At 62.5% G+C, this 16,858-nt stretch carries 15 protein-coding genes; 10 read left to right on the plus strand and 5 right to left on the minus strand.

Translation table 11 applies throughout. The features are described from left to right. Positions 1 to 101 precede the first annotated feature (101 nt). The 6 genes from ACI3GR_RS02375 (at position 102) to ACI3GR_RS02400 (ending at position 6,463) form a co-directional block, all read left to right on the plus strand. Positions 102 to 803 (plus strand): SURF1 family protein, encoded by a 702-nt coding sequence (locus ACI3GR_RS02375; RefSeq protein WP_407492319.1) that lies wholly within the window; start codon positions 102 to 104, stop codon positions 801 to 803. After that, positions 800 to 2,188 carry a threonine synthase gene (gene thrC, locus ACI3GR_RS02380; RefSeq protein WP_407492321.1) on the plus strand — a complete coding sequence of 463 codons (1,389 nt, stop codon included), beginning with the start codon at positions 800 to 802 and terminating at the stop codon, positions 2,186 to 2,188. The genes ACI3GR_RS02375 and thrC overlap by 4 nt, the downstream gene beginning before the upstream one ends. Continuing rightward, positions 2,185 to 3,447 (plus strand): M16 family metallopeptidase, encoded by a 1,263-nt coding sequence (locus ACI3GR_RS02385; RefSeq protein WP_407492323.1) that lies wholly within the window; start codon positions 2,185 to 2,187, stop codon positions 3,445 to 3,447. Before thrC ends, ACI3GR_RS02385 begins: the two co-directional genes overlap by 4 nt. Beyond that, on the plus strand, positions 3,447 to 4,031 hold the full coding sequence (locus ACI3GR_RS02390; RefSeq protein ID WP_407492325.1) for a GNAT family N-acetyltransferase: 585 nt from the start codon (positions 3,447 to 3,449) through the stop codon (positions 4,029 to 4,031). Before ACI3GR_RS02385 ends, ACI3GR_RS02390 begins: the two co-directional genes overlap by 1 nt. A 143-nt stretch (positions 4,032 to 4,174) precedes the next feature. Then, a complete protein-coding gene (locus ACI3GR_RS02395) occupies positions 4,175 to 5,002 on the plus strand; it encodes an MBL fold metallo-hydrolase (protein WP_407492326.1) in 828 nt (275 codons plus the stop codon). Between the two features lie 45 nt (positions 5,003 to 5,047). Further along, on the plus strand, positions 5,048 to 6,463 hold the full coding sequence (locus tag ACI3GR_RS02400; protein WP_407492327.1) for an FAD-binding oxidoreductase: 1,416 nt from the start codon (positions 5,048 to 5,050) through the stop codon (positions 6,461 to 6,463). Here the strand turns inward: ACI3GR_RS02400 and ACI3GR_RS02405 are convergent. Together ACI3GR_RS02405 and ACI3GR_RS02410 are read right to left on the minus strand one after the other, a co-directional pair. After that, complete coding sequence (locus ACI3GR_RS02405; RefSeq protein ID WP_407493586.1) at positions 6,460 to 7,227, minus strand: EcsC family protein; 768 nt, start codon at positions 7,225 to 7,227, stop codon at positions 6,460 to 6,462. The two genes, ACI3GR_RS02400 and ACI3GR_RS02405, sit on opposite strands and share 4 nt — an antisense overlap. An 83-nt stretch (positions 7,228 to 7,310) precedes the next feature. After that, positions 7,311 to 7,838: a GNAT family N-acetyltransferase gene (locus ACI3GR_RS02410; protein ID WP_407492328.1), complete on the minus strand. Its 528-nt coding sequence runs from the start codon at positions 7,836 to 7,838 to the stop codon at positions 7,311 to 7,313. Between the two features lie 93 nt (positions 7,839 to 7,931). Between ACI3GR_RS02410 and ACI3GR_RS02415 the strand changes: the two genes are divergently transcribed. The 3 genes from ACI3GR_RS02415 to ACI3GR_RS02425 all read left to right on the plus strand — a co-directional run bounded on the left by ACI3GR_RS02415 (position 7,932) and on the right by ACI3GR_RS02425 (position 10,182). Next, positions 7,932 to 8,537 carry a flavin reductase family protein gene (locus ACI3GR_RS02415; RefSeq protein ID WP_407492329.1) on the plus strand — a complete coding sequence of 202 codons (606 nt, stop codon included), beginning with the start codon at positions 7,932 to 7,934 and terminating at the stop codon, positions 8,535 to 8,537. 62 nt (positions 8,538 to 8,599) lie between these two features. After that, positions 8,600 to 9,349, plus strand: a complete 750-nt coding sequence (locus tag ACI3GR_RS02420; protein WP_407492330.1) for a sulfotransferase family protein — start codon at positions 8,600 to 8,602, stop codon at positions 9,347 to 9,349. Positions 9,350 to 9,435: 86 nt separating this feature from the next. Continuing rightward, entirely contained in the window at positions 9,436 to 10,182 is a 747-nt protein-coding gene (locus ACI3GR_RS02425) for a hypothetical protein (protein ID WP_407492332.1), read from the plus strand. A 66-nt stretch (positions 10,183 to 10,248) separates the two neighbouring features. On the opposite strand, the gene ACI3GR_RS02430 is transcribed toward ACI3GR_RS02425, so the two are convergent. Next, complete coding sequence (locus ACI3GR_RS02430; RefSeq protein WP_407492333.1) at positions 10,249 to 11,877, minus strand: SulP family inorganic anion transporter; 1,629 nt, start codon at positions 11,875 to 11,877, stop codon at positions 10,249 to 10,251. A gap of 243 nt (positions 11,878 to 12,120) precedes the next feature. Between ACI3GR_RS02430 and ACI3GR_RS02435 the strand changes: the two genes are divergently transcribed. Next, a complete protein-coding gene (locus ACI3GR_RS02435) occupies positions 12,121 to 12,987 on the plus strand; it encodes an S-methyl-5'-thioadenosine phosphorylase (protein ID WP_407492334.1) in 867 nt (288 codons plus the stop codon). 167 nt (positions 12,988 to 13,154) lie between these two features. Here ACI3GR_RS02435 and ptsP read toward each other — a convergent pair whose 3' ends face one another. Beyond that, positions 13,155 to 15,398: a phosphoenolpyruvate--protein phosphotransferase gene (gene ptsP / locus ACI3GR_RS02440; RefSeq protein WP_407492335.1), complete on the minus strand. Its 2,244-nt coding sequence runs from the start codon at positions 15,396 to 15,398 to the stop codon at positions 13,155 to 13,157. A 170-nt stretch (positions 15,399 to 15,568) separates the two neighbouring features. Continuing rightward, positions 15,569 to 16,804 (minus strand): aspartate kinase, encoded by a 1,236-nt coding sequence (locus tag ACI3GR_RS02445; protein WP_407492336.1) that lies wholly within the window; start codon positions 16,802 to 16,804, stop codon positions 15,569 to 15,571. Between the last annotated feature and the right edge of the window lie 54 nt (positions 16,805 to 16,858).

Below are 16,858 nucleotides of genomic sequence, written 5' to 3' on the forward strand. Positions count from 1 at the left end.
GACGCAAATCACCAAGGCGCGGGGCACAGGCTTCGCGCCTTTGGCTTTCAAGGGCTCGACCCTTGGACACCTGAAATCGGAACGGGCAAAAGGCACCGAACATGCTGAAGAAACTGATCGGACCGATTGTGTTTGGGATCGGCGGCGTCGCCATCCTTCTGGCGCTTGGCTTTTGGCAGGTCCGGCGGCTGGAGTGGAAGGAAACCTATCTGGCCGAGATCAACAGCCAGATCGAAGCCGAAGCGCTGCCGCTGCCCGAAAATCCCACCGAGCGCTCCGATCAATACATGCCTGTCACCGTGACGGGCCATTTCGGCGAAACCGGGATGCGCGTGCTGGCCAGCCGTAAACAGGTGGGCCCCGGCCATCGCCTGATCCAGCGGTTTGAAACCGGCGAACGGTCGATCCTGATTGATCGCGGCTTCCTGCGCGACCGGGACACCGCCCCGCCACCCCCTAGCGGAGAGGTCACGATCCTCGGCAACCTGCTCTGGCCAGATGAGACGGACAATTTCACCCCCGCCCCGGATATCGCTGGTGGCCTGTGGTTCGCACGGGATGTGTCGGCCATGGCCTCGTCCCTTGGCACCGAACCCGTCCTGCTGGTCGCGCGCGAGGTGGATTACGACACCGGCGCGGTCGAACCTTTCCCCGTGACGACCGAAGGTATTCCCAACGATCACCGCGAATATGCGATGACGTGGTTTTCTTTGGCGGCAATCTGGCTGGCCATGACCGCCTATCTGTTTTATCGCATCCTCACCCCGAATACGGGCAGACCGAACAAGGGCAACGCGACGTGAAATATATCTCGACCCGGGGGGCAGCCCCCGATCTGACCTTCGAACAGGCCATGCTGACCGGGCTGGCGCGGGACGGTGGGCTATATGTGCCGGAAACCGTACCGACCCTGTCCCACGGTGATATCGCCGCGCTGGCTGGCCTGTCGTATGAAGAGGTCGCCTTCCGCATCATGCGTCCCTTCATCGGCGACACCTTCACCGACGAAGAATTCGGCGACATCATCGCCAAGGCCTACGCAGGGTTCGCCCACGCCGCCCGCGCGCCCTTGGTGCAGTTGGACAGCGGGCACTTCCTGCTAGAACTGTTCCACGGCCCCACGCTGGCCTTCAAAGACTTTGCCATGCAGTTGATCGGTCAGCTGTTTCAGGCGTCGCTGACCCGTTCGGGCGACCGCGTGACCATCGTCGGCGCGACCTCTGGCGACACCGGGTCCGCCGCGATCGAGGCGTTCAAAGGGCTGGATGCAGTCGATGTCTTTATCCTGTTCCCCCATGGCCGCGTGTCCGAGGTGCAGCGCCGCCAGATGACCACACCGTCCGAATCCAACGTGCATGCCCTGTCGCTGACCGGCCACTTCGACGATTGTCAGGCCCGCGTGAAGGACATGTTCAACGATTTCGACTTCCGCGATGGCGTTCGGCTGGCGGGCGTGAACTCGATCAACTGGGCACGCGTGCTGGCGCAGGTTGTCTATTACTTCACATCTGCCGTGGCCCTTGGCGCACCACACCGCAAGGTCAGCTTTACCGTGCCCACCGGCAACTTTGGCGATATTTTTGCGGGATACATCGCGCGCCAGATGGGCCTGCCGATCGACAAACTGGTGGTTGCGACCAACCAGAACGACATTCTGCACCGCTGCCTGACGACCGGCGAATACATCCCCGACGGTGTGATCCCGTCCATCAGCCCATCGATGGATATCCAAGTATCCTCGAACTTCGAACGTGTGTTGTTCGACGCCTATGGCCGCGATGGCAAAGCCGTGTCGCAACTGATGGACGAGTTGAAAAACGGTGGCTTCACCGTCAGCCAAGGGGCGCTGCAGCACCTGCAGGACCTGTTCCTGTCGGGCCGTGCGTCCGAAGACGAAACCACCGCCACGATCAAGGCGATGCGTGAAACGACGACTGAAATTCTCTGCCCGCACTCTGCTGTGGGCGTGAAGGTCGCAAGCGAACATCTGGACCCGTCGGTGCCGATGATCACGCTGGCCACCGCGCATCCGGCCAAATTCCCCGACGCGGTCGAAGCCGCCACCGGCATTCGCCCCGGCCTGCCGCCGCATATGGCGGACCTGTTTGACCGGGACGAAAAAGTCGCGCGTGTGGAAAATGATCTGGCCGAAATCGAACACTTTATCCGGGAAAATATCGCGAATTGACACCTGAGCTTCACACCCTTCCCAACGGTTTCCGCATCGTCACCGAACGCATGCCGGGTCTGCAATCGGCGTCCCTCGGCGTCTGGGTGGCCGCGGGCGGGCGGGATGAGCGTCCCGACCAGAACGGCATCGCGCATTTTCTGGAACACATGGCGTTCAAGGGCACGCACACCCGCAGCCCCATGCAGATTGCCGAGGCGATCGAGGATGTTGGCGGCTATATGAACGCCTATACCTCGCGCGAGGTGACGGCCTATTACGCCCGTGTGCTGGGGGCTGACGTGCCGCTGGCGCTGGACGTGATCGCGGATATCCTGCGTAACTCCACTTTGGACGAGCGTGAGATGGAAGTGGAGCGTGGGGTCATATTGTCCGAAATCGGACAGGCCTTGGACACGCCAGACGACATTATCTTCGACTGGTTGCAGGAAAAAGCCTACCCCGAGCAGCCCTTGGGCCGCACGATCCTTGGCCCTGCGGACCGTATTCAATCCATGCAGCGCGCCGATCTGGCGCAGTTCGTCGGTGAAAACTACGGCCCCGAACAGATGATCCTGTCTGCCGCGGGCGATGTGGATCACGCGCAGATCGTGGCCATGGCGGAAAAGCTGTTCGGCGACATGACTTCCGTCGCGCAAACCCCTGCACCTGCGGCGAAATTCGTCGGAGGTGAGGCGCGGGTGGTCAAAACGCTGGAACAGGCGCATCTGGCCATCGGGTTTGAAAGCCCGAACTACCGCAGCGACGAAGCCTACGTCGCGCAGGTCTACGCCGGTGCCTTGGGCGGCGGCATGGCGTCCCGGCTGTTTCAGGAAATCCGGGAAAAGCGCGGGCTTTGCTATACGATCTTCGCGCAGGCCGGGGCCTATACCGACACTGGCATGACGACAATCTACGCTGGCACCGCACAGGATCAGATCGGCGATCTGGCCCGCATCACGGTGGACGAAATGAAACGCGCCGCCAGCGATTTCACCGAAGAAGAAACCGCCCGCGCCAAGGCGCAGATGAAGGCCGGACTGCTGATGGGTCTGGAAGGTCCATCGTCGCGCGCGGAACGCATGGCGCGGATGATCCAGATCTGGGGCTTTGTGCCCAAGCTGGATGACGTGGTCGAAAAGATCGACGCGGTCACCCGGACTGACCTGCGCGCCTATGCCGAACGTATGGCCGTTCAGGCCCCGATGGCGCTGGCGCTCTACGGTCCCGTGGCCGAAGCGCCCGACCATTACGATCTGAGTCAGCAACGGGCGGCCTGATGATCCTCAAACGGCGGACGGTCAAGATCGAGACAGAGCGCATGACGCTCCGTCCGCCCGTACATGGCGACCATCGCCCCTGGTCCGACCTGCGTCGCGAAAGCGAAGCCTACCTGCGCACGTGGGAACCCTCTTGGGCCAATGACCACCTGTCGCGCCGGTCTTTCACCAACCGCGTCTACTGGGCGCAGCGGTCGATCACCAACGGATCGGCGGTGCCGCTGTTCCTGATCCGCCGCGAGGACGAGGCGCTGATCGGCGCGATTACCCTGGACAACATCCGCCGCGGCCCGTCGCAGGCCGGAACCATCGGCTATTGGACGGGCGAACGGTTTGCCCGGCAGGGGTACATGCAAGAGGCGATCGAGGCGGTCGTGCATCACGCCTTCCACCGCATGGATCTAAGCCGGGTCGAGGCCGCCTGCCTGCCGGAAAACACGCCGTCGCGCGGGGTGCTGGAAAAGTGTGGGTTCAAATACGAAGGCGTGGCGCAAAGCTATCTGCAGATCGACGGGCGCTGGCGCACCCATGTTCTGTATGCGGCCTTGCGGATGGACCGGCGCGGACGGACCGACGTCGGCTAGGCGGCTGGGGCAGTATGCCTCCGGCGGGAGTATTTCTGGAAAGATGAAGAATGAAGCGGTCCGCGACCAGAGGCTGGCGCTGACGGTTTTGTGAGGGCAGGGGGCGGCGCCCGTTATGCTAGGCTTCCGGAGTGGAGGCGCGCATGATCCGTATTTTACTGACCCTGACTTTGTCCCTGATGGCTGGCGGCGCTGCGGCGCAGGCAAGGATGAGCCACTGCATCGCCATCGCTGACGCCACCCCCGGCATCCAGTATCTGCACAAGGCGGCCTATACCGATCCTGTGCCGGATTATTCGGTCAGGCTGTCCTACATCGCGCATTCGTCCTACCTGATCCAAACCCCCGGCGGCATGTCAGCGGTCACGGACTACGCAGGCTTTATCGGATCGGCCCCGTTCATTCCCGACGTCGTCACCATGAACCACGCCCACACCAGCCATTTCACCGGCGCGCCGGACCCGGCGATCCCCCATGTGCTGCGTGGCTGGTCCGAGACCTTCGGCGAAGCGGCCGACCATTATATCGAGGTGAAGGATACTCTGATCCGCAACGTCTCGACCGATATCAGGTCGATGGGCGGGGTCGAGGAAAACGGCAATTCGATCTTTATCTTCGAAGTCGAGGGCCTCTGCATCGGGCATCTGGGCCACCTGCATCACGAACCGAACGACGAACAATACGCCGCTATCGGGCGGCTGGACGTTGTCATGGTGCCCGTCGATGGCGGCATGACGCTGGACACCGCCAGCATGGTCCGTGTGGTTGAGCGGCTGAAATCCTCGATCGTCTTGCCGATGCACTGGTTTTCGGGCGCGTCGCTGCAATGGTTTCTGGAAAGCGTGTCGGAAGAGTTTGACATCGACATCCGCCGGGAAAGTGAATTGACAGTATCGCTGCGGGACCTGCCGGAGCGGCGGAAAATCATCGTGCTGCAGCCTGATTGGCTACGGGCCGAACGGTCTGAGTGATGAATTTTCTGGGCGACGCGTTATCCCGGTGATAGCAAGTCGCGCATGACACTGACCTCTGTAGATGACGCTTTCATCGCTCGCCTGCGCGACCTTGTGGGGCCGCGCGGCATTCGCCCTGTTGAAGCACGCTATCTGGAAGAACCCCGCGGCACTTGGTCCGGGATCGGCGGTGTGGTGGTGGCCCCTGCGGACGTGGGCGAGGTCTCTGCTGTCATGGCCGCCGCGTTTGACGCGGGCGTGCCCGTGCTGCCCTACGGCGGGGGTACTGGATTGGTTGGCGCACAGATCATGCCCGACGGCCCCGCGCCACTGATCCTGTCGATGGAACGCATGACAGCCATCCGCAAGGTCGATCCCATTGAAAACGTCGCCGTGGTCGAAGCCGGGGTCATCCTTGAAGACCTGCACAAGGCGGCCGAGGCGCAGGGGCGTTTGTATCCCCTGTCCCTGGCGGCCAAGGGCACCGCGCGGATCGGCGGCGTGCTGGGCACCAACGCGGGCGGCGTGAACGTGCTGCGCTATGGCAATGCGCGCGATCTGTGTCTGGGGATCGAGGCGGTCATGCCGGACGGGCGTATCCTGAACGGTCTGACCCGGCTGCGCAAAGACAACACCGGCTATGACCTGCGGAATCTGATGATCGGATCCGAGGGCACCTTGGGCGTTATCACCGCCGCCGCGCTGAAACTGTCGCCGATCCCAGCGGGGCAGGGGGTGGCGATGGCCGTGGTCCCATCGCCCGCCGCCGCGCTGGACCTGCTAAGCCTTGCCCGCGAGCGGGTCGGAGAGGCCGTGTCGGCTTTTGAACTGATGGCCGGTGAAAGCCTGCGGTTCTTGGAAGAGAAGCTGCCGCAAATCCGTCGTCCCTTCGATCCCGCGCCCGACTGGATGGTGCTGATCGAACTGGGTCTGCCCGCGGGGCTGGACCCCGAAGAGACGCTGGGAACGATTTTCGAAGAGGCGTTCGAGCGAGAGCTGGTCAGCGACGCGCTGATGGCCCAATCGCTGTCTCAGGCGCATGAATTCTGGGAGGTTCGCGAACAGATCCCCGAGGCGAACCGCCTGATCGGATCAGTGTCGAGTCACGATATCAGCCTGCCCCTGTCGAACCTGCCCGGTTTTATCGATCAGGCCTCGGCCATGATCGCCGATATGGGGCCGTACCGGATCAATTGCTTTGGCCATCTGGGCGACGGGAACCTGCACTACAACGTCTTCCCGCCTCAGGGCGGCGATCTGGCAGAGTGGCGTGCCAAGGGGAAGGGCGTCAAACAGGCGATCCACGATCTGGTCCACCAGATGGCAGGATCAGTCAGTGCCGAACACGGGATCGGGCGGCTGAAGGTTGACGATCTGGAACGCTATGGCGACCCGGTCAAGCTGGAAGTCATGCGCAGCATCAAGGCCGCGATCGATCCCAAGGGCATCATGAACCCCGGCGCGGTGCTGCGGGCCTAGGACCTGCGGATCCGGGGTTTGGCCACGCGGGCCTGTAGATCGCTGACCAGCTCGGCATGGGGAATATCGGCCTCGATCGCCAGTTTGCGCAGGCCGAAATGCACATGGGCCATTTCCTGATAATAGCTGGTGTAGGCGTAATTCGTCAGCGCCCCGGCCACGGCGCCTAGAACAGGCACGGTCTGCGCCGCCAGCTTCTGGCCCAGCACCGTGGCCAGCCGGGGCGCGACCTTTGCGATCATCCCGTGCACAGCGGGGCCAGAGACCGCAACCCGCGTCGTCAGAAAGGCCAGATCAGTGCCGTCGTCCTGTGCCAGCGGACCCGCGGCGGCAAAGACGCGGATGCAGTCGAACTGAACCCCGTCGCTGTCGGGATCAAAACCGTACTCGGTCGCGACACCCTGAATGGTGCGCAGCAGGATCGTGGTGGTCACCGGAAGCTCTGCCATGGCAGAAGGCAACCCGCCAAAGCCACCCGCCGCCCCCATCGAGGTCGTGACCACGCGGTTCACCCAATCGGGTTGATCGGTCACGTAGCGGCGCGACCCATGGGCCGCACGCATGGCGCTGGTCAGGGCGGCCTCGGTCGTTTGATCCAACCGCGACCGGATGTTTTTGGGCAGACGCTTCAACAGCCCCTCGGCGCTGTCACCGACAAGGTTCAGAATTTGCAGGCCGACACCACCCGCCTGCCGATAGCGCTTGGCCAGCTTGTCCAGCTCTGCGTCGACATCGACGGGCGTATCCTGCGGGCCTTCGATCAAAGGCGGCGGGCCGGGTTGGCGATTTTGGGCTGTCACGATGCGTTCCCCTCTCGGGGATAAGATTTGGTCGGTCTCGCCCCAGATCAAGGGGCGGCGTCGTCAGCTTGGGGCAGATCCCGCTCCACCACTCCGGCGATTCCGTCCCATGCGCCGGGTGTCAGCTCCAACCCCAGCACCCGTTCGGGGTTCGTCGGTGGTGGCATTTCGACCGTGTCCAGCCGCGAAAAACCAAAGCGTCCGTAATACGGTGGATCGCCCACCAGCATCACACGGTCCCAGCCGATTTTCTGTGCTTTGTTCAGCGATTGCGCGATCAGCAACGCGCCCAAGCCTTCGCCCTGATGCGTCGGGTGCACCGCCACGGGGCCCAACAGCAACGCCCGCGCGCCGCCGATCCGCACGGGCCAATACCGGATCGCCCCGCCGACCGGCGCGACGCCCAAATCCATGGCGCTTGCATCACGCGCTACAAGGCACAGCTCGGCCACTTTGGGGACGTCATCGCGCAGACGATAGGACGACAGGGCCTCGCGACCCGGTGCGAAACACAGGTCGTAAAGCGCTTCGACCTCCCACCAGTCGTCTGCGGTTTCAGTCCTCAGGTCGAACACCCGCGCACAACTCCTGTCCGAATTTCGGGGTTTTGTCCGACCTAACATGGCGTTAGCACTAGGGCAAACGCACCGGAGCTGAAGGAGCGCCCCTTGTTCTACGAACCGAAAAACGGCCACGGCCTGCCGCACAACCCGTTCAACGCCATCGTCACCCCCCGGCCCATCGGCTGGATCTCGACCCGCGGCAAAGATGGTAAGGACAATCTGGCGCCCTACAGCTTTTTCAACGCGACCGCCTACGTGCCGCCGCAGGTTATGTTCGCCTCGACCTCGGCCAAAGACGACCGGGATTTCGGCAAGGACAGCACCTCCAACATCCGCGACACGGGGGTCTTCTGCGTGAACATCGTGGAATATTCGGCGCGCGACGTGATGAACGTGTCGTCCGGGACACTGCCTGCGGATGAGGATGAATTTATCAAGGCCGGGATCGAAAAGGCGCAATGCGATCTGATCGATTGCCCGCGCGTCGCCAATGCGCCCGCGTCGTTGGAATGCAAGATGACCCAGATCATCAAGCAGGAAGGCGACAACAACTACATTGTGCTGGGCGAAGTCATCGGCGTTCACATGCGCGACGATTGTATCGTCGACGGCATCTTCGACGTAACGACCTTCAACCCGCTGACGCGTCTTGGCTATCGCGACTATTCCGTCGTGCGCGAAGTCTTCTCCCTCGCCCGGCCTGACGATTGACCTTTAAACGCGGCTAAACCAGCCCCGCCTACCTTATTCTCAGTGGATAAGGGGATTTGGGCATGGACAGACATCTTTTGATCGCAGGGCAGGGCCGGTCTGGCAGCACGTTGTTCTATTCGATGCTGCAACACGCGCTGGACGGCTTCGCCATGCCACAGGTCGAAATGTCGGCGACCCGTGTCCTGCCCTACGCAGGCAACACCTGCTCCAAACGTCCCTTCGACATCTTTGACATGAAGGCGATCGTCGCCGCGGCCGAGGGTCGCAAGAAACTGGACCTGATCATCATGATGCGCGACCCGCGCGACATCCTGACCTCGGTCCATTCCAAGGTGCCTGACGATTACTTCTGTTCGGCGGATCATTGTTATTTCATCGGCGGCCCGGGCGCGCCCACTAAGACCGCGCCCGGCTTTCTGATGATGCACATGGCCACGGTCGAGGTGCTGAACTCTGGCCTGTTCCCGCAGGGCGTTTTCCTGCTGAAATACGAACACCTGATCGACGACCCGGCGCGCATCCAGACCATGCTGGCCGAAGCGCTGGACCTGCCGTTCAAGGCCGACTTTACCGATTTCCACAAAGGCCAGATCGGCGCGGCGCACCAAAGCGCGATGAACGGTGTCCGGCCCGTGTCGGCTGACCGCGTGCAGAAATGGCGCTCGCCGCAGCACCGGGATCGGATCATCGACCAATTCACTCGCTTCCCGGTCCTGCACGATATCCTGATTGATCTGGGGTATGAGGAAAGCACCGCGTGGTTCGACGATTATTGCGCGGACGATCAGCAGCTTAAGGCCAAAGCCTAAGGGCTGCGTCCGGTCCTTTAACGCCTCTTAAACCACGGGCGCCAATATTTGCCTCAAGACAATAATAATATCCTTGGGGTGAAGGAATGAGCAGACATCTGCTAGTGACCGGCCACGCTCGTGCCGGAAGTACCTTGCTGTATTCTATGTTGCAGCGCTGCCTGACGGGCTACAACATTCCCGGGCCGGAATTCCCGGCGCGTGCCGTTCTGCATATGCCGGGCAAGACCTGTTCCAGGCGCAGCTTCGACATCTTCGATTTTGAAAAGATCGTCGCCGCCGCTGACGGCAAAAAGCGTCTGGATATGATCGTCATGCTGCGCGACCCGCGCGACATCATCACCAGCTATGACCCGCGCATGCCCGACGATTACGCCTGTTCTGCCGACAAAAGCTATTTCGTCGCCTCGCAGGGCAAGCCCGAGCAAATCCTGCCCGGCGTGCTCAAGGTGCATTCCCGCATTCAGGAGGTCATCGATTCCGGCCTGCTGAACGAAAGCGTGGTGATGCTGAAGTACGAACATCTGGTCGAAAACCCTGGCCGCGTGCAAAGCCTGCTGGCCAAGACGCTGGAATTGGAGTTCGACGGTGATTTCGCTGATTTCCACAAGCGCGAGATCTCGACCCACGGCAGCGACCTGATGGGGTACCGCACGCTGGATCAGTCGCGCATCGAAAAATGGCGCGCACCGCATCACCGCGACCGGATCATCGACCAGTTTACCCAGTTCCCCGAACTGCACGACATGGTGATCTCGATGGGCTACGAGACCTCGACCGATTGGTTCGACGCCTTCCGCGACGGTCAGGGCCGTATCGCTGCAACGGCCTGATCGCCAACAAATCCAACGAAAAAGGGCGGCCACCGGGGCCGCCCTTTGTGCATCTGGTGCCGGGTTTTAATGCCCGCCAAGAATGCCGGTGCGCACGTCGTAGTTCACCGCCAGCGCGTAATCCGGGTCATCCTCGCTATCCACCATCAGGTGTCCCGCCTTGTTCAGCAGACGGTGGCAATCGCGGCTCAGGTGGCGCAGCTGGATACGCTTGCCTGCGGCTTCATACTTGCCCGCCACAGCTTCAATCGCCTGAAGGGCGGATTGGTCGACCACGCGGCTGTCCGCGAAATCCACGATCACGAGGCTGGGGTCGACCGAGACATCGAACATCTCGATAAAGCCGTCGGACGAGCCAAAGAACAGCGGGCCCTGCACCTGATAGACCTTCGCACCCTCGGGCGTCATGTAGGTCTTGGCATGGATGCGCCGTGCGTTGTTCCACGCATAGGCAAGGGCCGAGACGATGACCCCAACGACCACGGCAACCGCAAGGTCGGAATAGACCGTCACGACTGTCACCAGCACGATCACGAAGGCATCGGTCAGCGGCACCTTGGCAAGGATTTTCAGCGAATTCCAAGCGAAGGTCCCGATCACCACCATGAACATCACACCCACCAGCGCGGCCAGCGGGATCTGTTCGATCAGCGGCGCGGCGAACAGGATGAAGGACAGCAGGAACAGCGCCGCCGCCACAGCCGCCACGCGGGTCCGGCCACCGGATTTCACGTTGATCATCGACTGACCGATCATCGCGCAGCCGCCCATGCCGCCAAAGAAGCCCGTGACCACGTTGGCCGCGCCCTGCGCCACACACTCTTGGCTGGCGCCGCCGCGCTTGCCGGTCATTTCGCCAACAAGGTTCAGCGTCAGCAGCGACTCGATCAGGCCAATCGCGGCCAAGATTACCGCGTAGGGCAGGATGATTTCAAACGTCTCCCACGTCAGCGGCACCATGGGGATGTGGAAGGGCGGCAGGCCGCCCTCGATCGACGCCATGTCGCCCACGCGCGGCACGTCGAGGCCAAAGATGATCACGATGGCTGCAACGATCCCGATGCCCGCCAGCGGGGCAGGGATCGCCCGCGTGATGCGCGGCATGACCCAGATGATCGCCATCGTCGCGGCCACCAGCGCCAGCATCGTCAGCAGCGGACCGCCCGACAGCCAGTCTCCGCCCGTGGTGCCGTGGCCCGAGGCCTCGGCCGTGCCGGGCACCTTGAACTGCGTCAGCTGCGCTAGGAAAATCACAATGGCCAGACCATTCACAAAGCCCAGCATCACCGGGTGCGGCACCAGCCGGATGAATTTCCCCCACCGCATAACGCCCGCGATGATCTGTAGGATGCCCATCAGGACCACCGTGGCGAACAGGTATTCCACCCCATGCTCCGCCACCAGCGCCACCATAACCACGGCCAAAGCGCCCGTCGCGCCCGAGATCATGCCCGGACGCCCGCCGATCAGTGCGGTGATCAGGCCCACCAAGAACGCCGCATAGAGACCGACCAGAGGATGCACGCCCGCAACAAAGGCAAAGGCCACTGCTTCAGGCACCAGCGCCAGCGCGACCGTCAGGCCCGACAGCAACTCGATCCGCAGCCGGGACGGCGTCAGCTTTTCATCCGGCGACAGACGCAGGTCGGGCAAATCAAGGCGATTGGCAAAAGCTGCCAGAATGGATCGGGACATGGGGGGCCTATGGTGGGGATTGTGTGCGCCCCCGTTAACCCAGCCGTGCCCGCGCGGCAAGGGTGCCTGATGTCGCGGCGGGCTGAGGCGTGGGACCGAGGGGGCGCCGCCCCGTCGCTCCCCCCGGGATATTTCGGGCAAGAGGATGGGGCAGGGCGTGGCTGAGATTGGGCATAGGGGTTTCGGCTTGTCTCTGCTCCGGGGGGCGGTCAGAGTTCGGCGAAACAGCAAAGGGTGACAAGCATGACAGAGACGATGTTGGCCGTGATCGGCGGGTCTGGGTTGTACGAGATCGATGGGCTGGAGGACACCAGCTGGCACGAGATCGACACGCCGTGGGGCAAACCGTCCGACGCGATCCTGACCGGCGTGTTGTCGGGGTTGAAGCTAGCCTTTCTGCCGCGTCACGGTCGCGGGCACGTGCACAGCCCGACGGATGTGCCCTACCTTGCCAATATCGACGCGCTGAAACAGCTGGGCGCAACGCATGTCCTGTCGGTCAGCGCCTGCGGGTCCTTCCGGGAAGAGATGGCGCCGGGGCATTTCGTGATCCCCGACCAGTTTATCGACCGCACTGTCAACCGCGCGAAATCCTTCTTTGGCGCAGGCTGCGTGGCGCATGTGTCGATGGCGCATCCGACATGCACCAGCCTAGGGTCGGCAGCGGCGCAAGCGGCGCGAGATGTGGGCGTGACTGTGCACGAAGGCGGCACCTATCTGGCGATGGAGGGACCGCAGTTTTCGACCCTTGCCGAAAGCCGGATGTACCGCGAACACTGGGGCTGCGACGTGATCGGCATGACCAACATGCCCGAAGCCAAGCTGGCCCGGGAGGCAGAGCTTCACTATGCCACCGTCGCCATGGTCACCGACTACGACAGCTGGCACCCCGACCACGGAGAGGTCGACGTGACCGAGATCATCAAGACCCTTGGTGCCAATTCGGCCAATGCGCGCGGCATGATCGCGGGGATGCCGGGTGTGATGACGCCCGCCTGTGCGCAGGCCTGCGATACGGCGTTGGAGTTTGCGGTGATGACAGCGCCGGATCAGCGCGACGCAGGGCTGGTCGAAAAATTGCAGACCGTTGCGGGACGGGTGCTGAATTAAGCGCGTTTGATAACCTTTTGTTCAGCCCCTCTGGATAGACCTTGGGGGCCGAGTGGGATCGGCATAGCTTGCACAATGTTCCCGAAGGTATTCGGGGGCTTCCCGGTCGCCTCACATGCCCCGCGCTGTGAGGCGATACGGGGGCTGAATAGCGTCCGATCCCGACCTCAGGTCTGGGTGCGCAGGAACTCCATCACCGGTTCGCGCACCGATTGCAGACCTTCTTCGCGCGCCGCATCGATGACCAGCCGCAGGGCGGTCAGGTCCGTCCGCATCAACAGCGATTTTACCGGGCCAATGGACGCCGGACGCATCGACAGGGTGCGCAGACCCATGGCGGCCAGACAGATCGCTTCGATCGGGCGACCCGCGTCTTCGCCACAGAAACTTAGCTGCGTGCCGGTGTCCGCACAGCGGTCAACGATGCCTTGAAGGAACGTCAGGAACGACACGTTCAGCGTGTCATAGCGCCGCCGCACGCGTTCGTTTTCCCGGTCGGCCGCAAAGAAGAATTGCTTCAGGTCGTTGCCGCCGATCGACAGAAACTCGACCTCTTCGAAGAACTTGCGCGGGGCATAGGCCAGCGACGGGGTTTCCAGCATCGCGCCCAGTTCGACCTTTTCCGGCAGGGGATGGCCAAGGATGCGTTCGCGGTCCAGCGCCTTGTCCATTTCGGCCTTGGCGGCGGTGTATTCTTCGTATTGCGCGACAAAGGGGAACATGACCGTCAGCGGCCGCCCATTGGCCGCCCGCACCAGCGCCTGCAACTGCATCCGCATGACGCCCGGTTTATCCAGACCCACCCGGATCGCACGCCAGCCAAGCGCCGGGTTCGGTTCATCCGTGGGCTTCATGTAGGACAGCACCTTGTCCGACCCGATGTCGAGCGTGCGAAACACGACCTTCTTGCCCTCGGCACTGTCCATCACGCGGGCATACAGCGCCGACAGTTCCGACCGCTTGGGCATCTGGTTGCGAACAAGGAACTGAAGCTCGGTCCGGAACAGGCCCACGCCCTCGGCGCCAGAGTTTTCCAGCGACGGCAGGTCGGCCATTAGCCCTGCGTTCATCATCAGATGCACCCGTTCGCCGCATTTCGAATGCGCCGGCACATCGCGGATCGAGGCATAGCGCTCCTGCGCCTTGGCCTGCATCGCGATCTTGTCACGAAAGGCCGCGACGACCGTATCTTCGGCGCGCAGGTGGGCGATGCCGCCGTCACCGTCGACCAAGATGTGATCGCCGTTCAGCGCCTCGGTCGTGATGCGGCCCGCGTTGATGACCAGCGGGATCGCCAGCGCACGGGCAACGATGGCCGCATGCGACCCGACAGAGCCTTCTTGCAGCACGATGCCCTTCAGCGACCGACCGTAATCCAGCAATTCGGCGGGGCCGATGTTGCGCGCGACAAGGATCGGATCGGCAGGCATATCCGCGCCGGTTTCCTTGCCCTGACCCGACAGGATTCGCAGCAGCCGGTTCGACAGGTCGTCCAGATCGTGCAGCCGGCCGCGCAGGTACGGGTCAGAGATCGACTCCATCCGGGACCGGGCCGTGGATTGTTCCTTTTCCACCGCCGCCTCGGCCGACAGGCCGCGGGCGATGTCTTCCTCCATCCGGCGCATCCAGCCCTTGGAGTTGGCGAACATCCGGTAGGCTTCCAGAACTTCCAGCTGTTCCTTGTCGTCCTTGGCGATGGTCGACACCATCTTGTCCACGGAATCCCGCAGTTGTTCGACGGCATCGGTCAGGCGTTCGCGTTCCCTGTGCGGATCATCGGCAATCGGATTGGTGACGACAACGCGGGGTTCGTGCAGCCAGACGTGCCCTTCGGCGGCACCTTCCTGACCGGTCTGCCCGCGGAACAGCACGGGCTTAGTGTGCAGCGCGGTCAGCGCCGCGCCTTCACCGACAAAGGCCCCCAGTTCAGCCATTTCGGCCAGAACCATTGCAACGACTTCCAGCGCGTTGATCTCGTCTTCGGAATAACGGCGGGCGCGGCGGGACTGCACCACCAGAACGCCCAGCATTTCGCCCAGACGTTGGATCGGCACACCCGCGAAGGCCGAATAGATCTCTTCCCCCGTCTCCGCCATGTAGCGGAAGCCCGGTTCCGACGGTGCGTCGGGCGTGTTGACGATGCGGCCCGTGCGGCCAACGCGGCCCACCAGACCTTCGCCCAGCTTCATGCGGGTCTGGTGCACGGCCTCTGCCTTCAGGCCTTCGGTTGCGCACAACTCCAACGTGTTTGAATCGCGGAACAGGTAGACCGAGCACACCTCGGTCTGCATCGAGTCGGCGATCAGATGGGTGATCTTGTCCAGACGCGCCTGCCCAGCCGATTCCTCGGCCATGGCCGTGCGCAGCCGGGCCAGCATTTTCTGGCTATCGGTCTGGAACTGGTCACTCATTGTACCGGCAGCTGCCCCTTTGTCCTGTCCGAAGGGATAGACCAGACCGAACCGGAATGCCAAACGCTATTCTTGCGACGCAAAGGCACAGGCAGAACTTGCACGCTTAAGTATACCGGTTTGCCCATGGATCAGGCTGACGGGCCAACCGGCCCGTCCATCCCGTCCGGTCAGGCTTTTTCCAGCTCGAACGCGTCGTGCAGGGCCTGAACCGCCAGTTCCATGTACTTGCGATCGATCAGGACCGAGATCTTGATCTCGGACGTGGCGATAACCTTGATGTTGATGCCCTCATCCGACAGCGTCTTGAACATCTGCGCCGCGACGCCCGATTGCGACCGCATGCCGATGCCGACTGCCGACACTTTGGCCACATTGGTATCTGCCACCAGATCGTGGAAGTTGATGTCACCCTTGTCCTTGGCCGCGTTCAGCGCCTTTTCAGCGCGCGCCACCTGATCGACAGGGCACGAGAAGGTCATGTCGGTGCGACCCTCTTCGGAAATGTTCTGGACGATCATGTCGACGTTGATCCCCCCTTCGGCCAGCGGGCCAAAGATCGCGGCGGCGATGCCCGGACGGTCAGCGACCGAAATCAGGGTCATCTTGGCCTCGTCGCGGGAATAGGCGATGCCAGAAACGGGACGATTTTCCATGATATCCTCCTCGGCACAGACGATGGTGCCGGCTTCATCAGATTGTTCTTCGAACGACGACAGGACGCGCAGTTTGACGCCGAACCGCATGGCAAGTTCGACGGACCGGGTCTGCAGAACCTTCGCGCCAAGGGATGCCAGTTCCAGCATCTCTTCGAACGCGATTTTGTCCAGCTTGCGGGCCTTGTCGGTGATGCGCGGGTCAGTCGTGTAGACCCCGTCCACATCGGTGTAGATATCGCAGCGCTCGGCCTCGAAGGCGGCGGCAAAGGCAACGGCGGTGGTGTCGGACCCGCCGCGGCCCAGTGTGGTGATCCGCCCTTCGGGCGACACGCCCTGAAACCCCGCGACCACGGCCACACGCATACCTTCCCCGAACTTGGCGTTCAGATTGTCCGTGGGGATTTCTTCGATCCGCGCCTGAGAATGGGCCGAGTTCGTTTTCAACGGCACCTGCCAGCCCTGCCACGACCGCGCGGGAATATCCATTTCCTGCAGGGTCAGCGCCATCAGGCCCGCGGTGACGTTTTCGCCCGAGGACACGACCGCATCGTATTCACGTGCATCGTAGAATTTCGATGTCTCGTTGACCCAGCCGACCAATTCGTTCGTCTTGCCGGACATGGCCGACACGATGACGATGACGTCATAGCCTTTGGCGACTTCAACGCCGACGCGTTTTGCTGCGCGTTTGATACGATCCAGCGTGGCGACCGAGGTGCCGCCGAATTTCATGACGAGAACGGGCATGAGCTTTCCCAGACTTAGTTCCGCGGCGGTCTAAGCAGCTTTGTGGAAAAGCGC

Origin of the sequence: Pseudooceanicola aestuariicola (genome assembly GCF_045763785.1) — a bacterium.
GTDB lineage: Bacteria > Pseudomonadota > Alphaproteobacteria > Rhodobacterales > Rhodobacteraceae > Pseudooceanicola.

Bases quoted from the DNA above. Each gene is read 5' to 3' on its own strand.
- ACI3GR_RS02430 (WP_407492333.1), bottom strand. From the start codon at position 11,877: ATGTCCCGATCCATTCTGGCAGCTTTTGCCAATCGCCTTGATTTGCCC.
- ptsP (WP_407492335.1), bottom strand. From the start codon at position 15,398: ATGAGTGACCAGTTCCAGACCGATAGCCAGAAAATGCTGGCCCGGCTG.
- ACI3GR_RS02420 (WP_407492330.1), top strand. From the start codon at position 8,600: ATGGACAGACATCTTTTGATCGCAGGGCAGGGCCGGTCTGGCAGCACG.
- ACI3GR_RS02425 (WP_407492332.1), top strand. From the start codon at position 9,436: ATGAGCAGACATCTGCTAGTGACCGGCCACGCTCGTGCCGGAAGTACC.
- ACI3GR_RS02395 (WP_407492326.1), top strand. From the start codon at position 4,175: ATGATCCGTATTTTACTGACCCTGACTTTGTCCCTGATGGCTGGCGGC.
- ACI3GR_RS02375 (WP_407492319.1), top strand. From the start codon at position 102: ATGCTGAAGAAACTGATCGGACCGATTGTGTTTGGGATCGGCGGCGTC.
- ACI3GR_RS02400 (WP_407492327.1), top strand. From the start codon at position 5,048: ATGACACTGACCTCTGTAGATGACGCTTTCATCGCTCGCCTGCGCGAC.
- ACI3GR_RS02390 (WP_407492325.1), top strand. From the start codon at position 3,447: ATGATCCTCAAACGGCGGACGGTCAAGATCGAGACAGAGCGCATGACG.
- ACI3GR_RS02435 (WP_407492334.1), top strand. From the start codon at position 12,121: ATGACAGAGACGATGTTGGCCGTGATCGGCGGGTCTGGGTTGTACGAG.
- ACI3GR_RS02445 (WP_407492336.1), bottom strand. From the start codon at position 16,804: ATGCCCGTTCTCGTCATGAAATTCGGCGGCACCTCGGTCGCCACGCTG.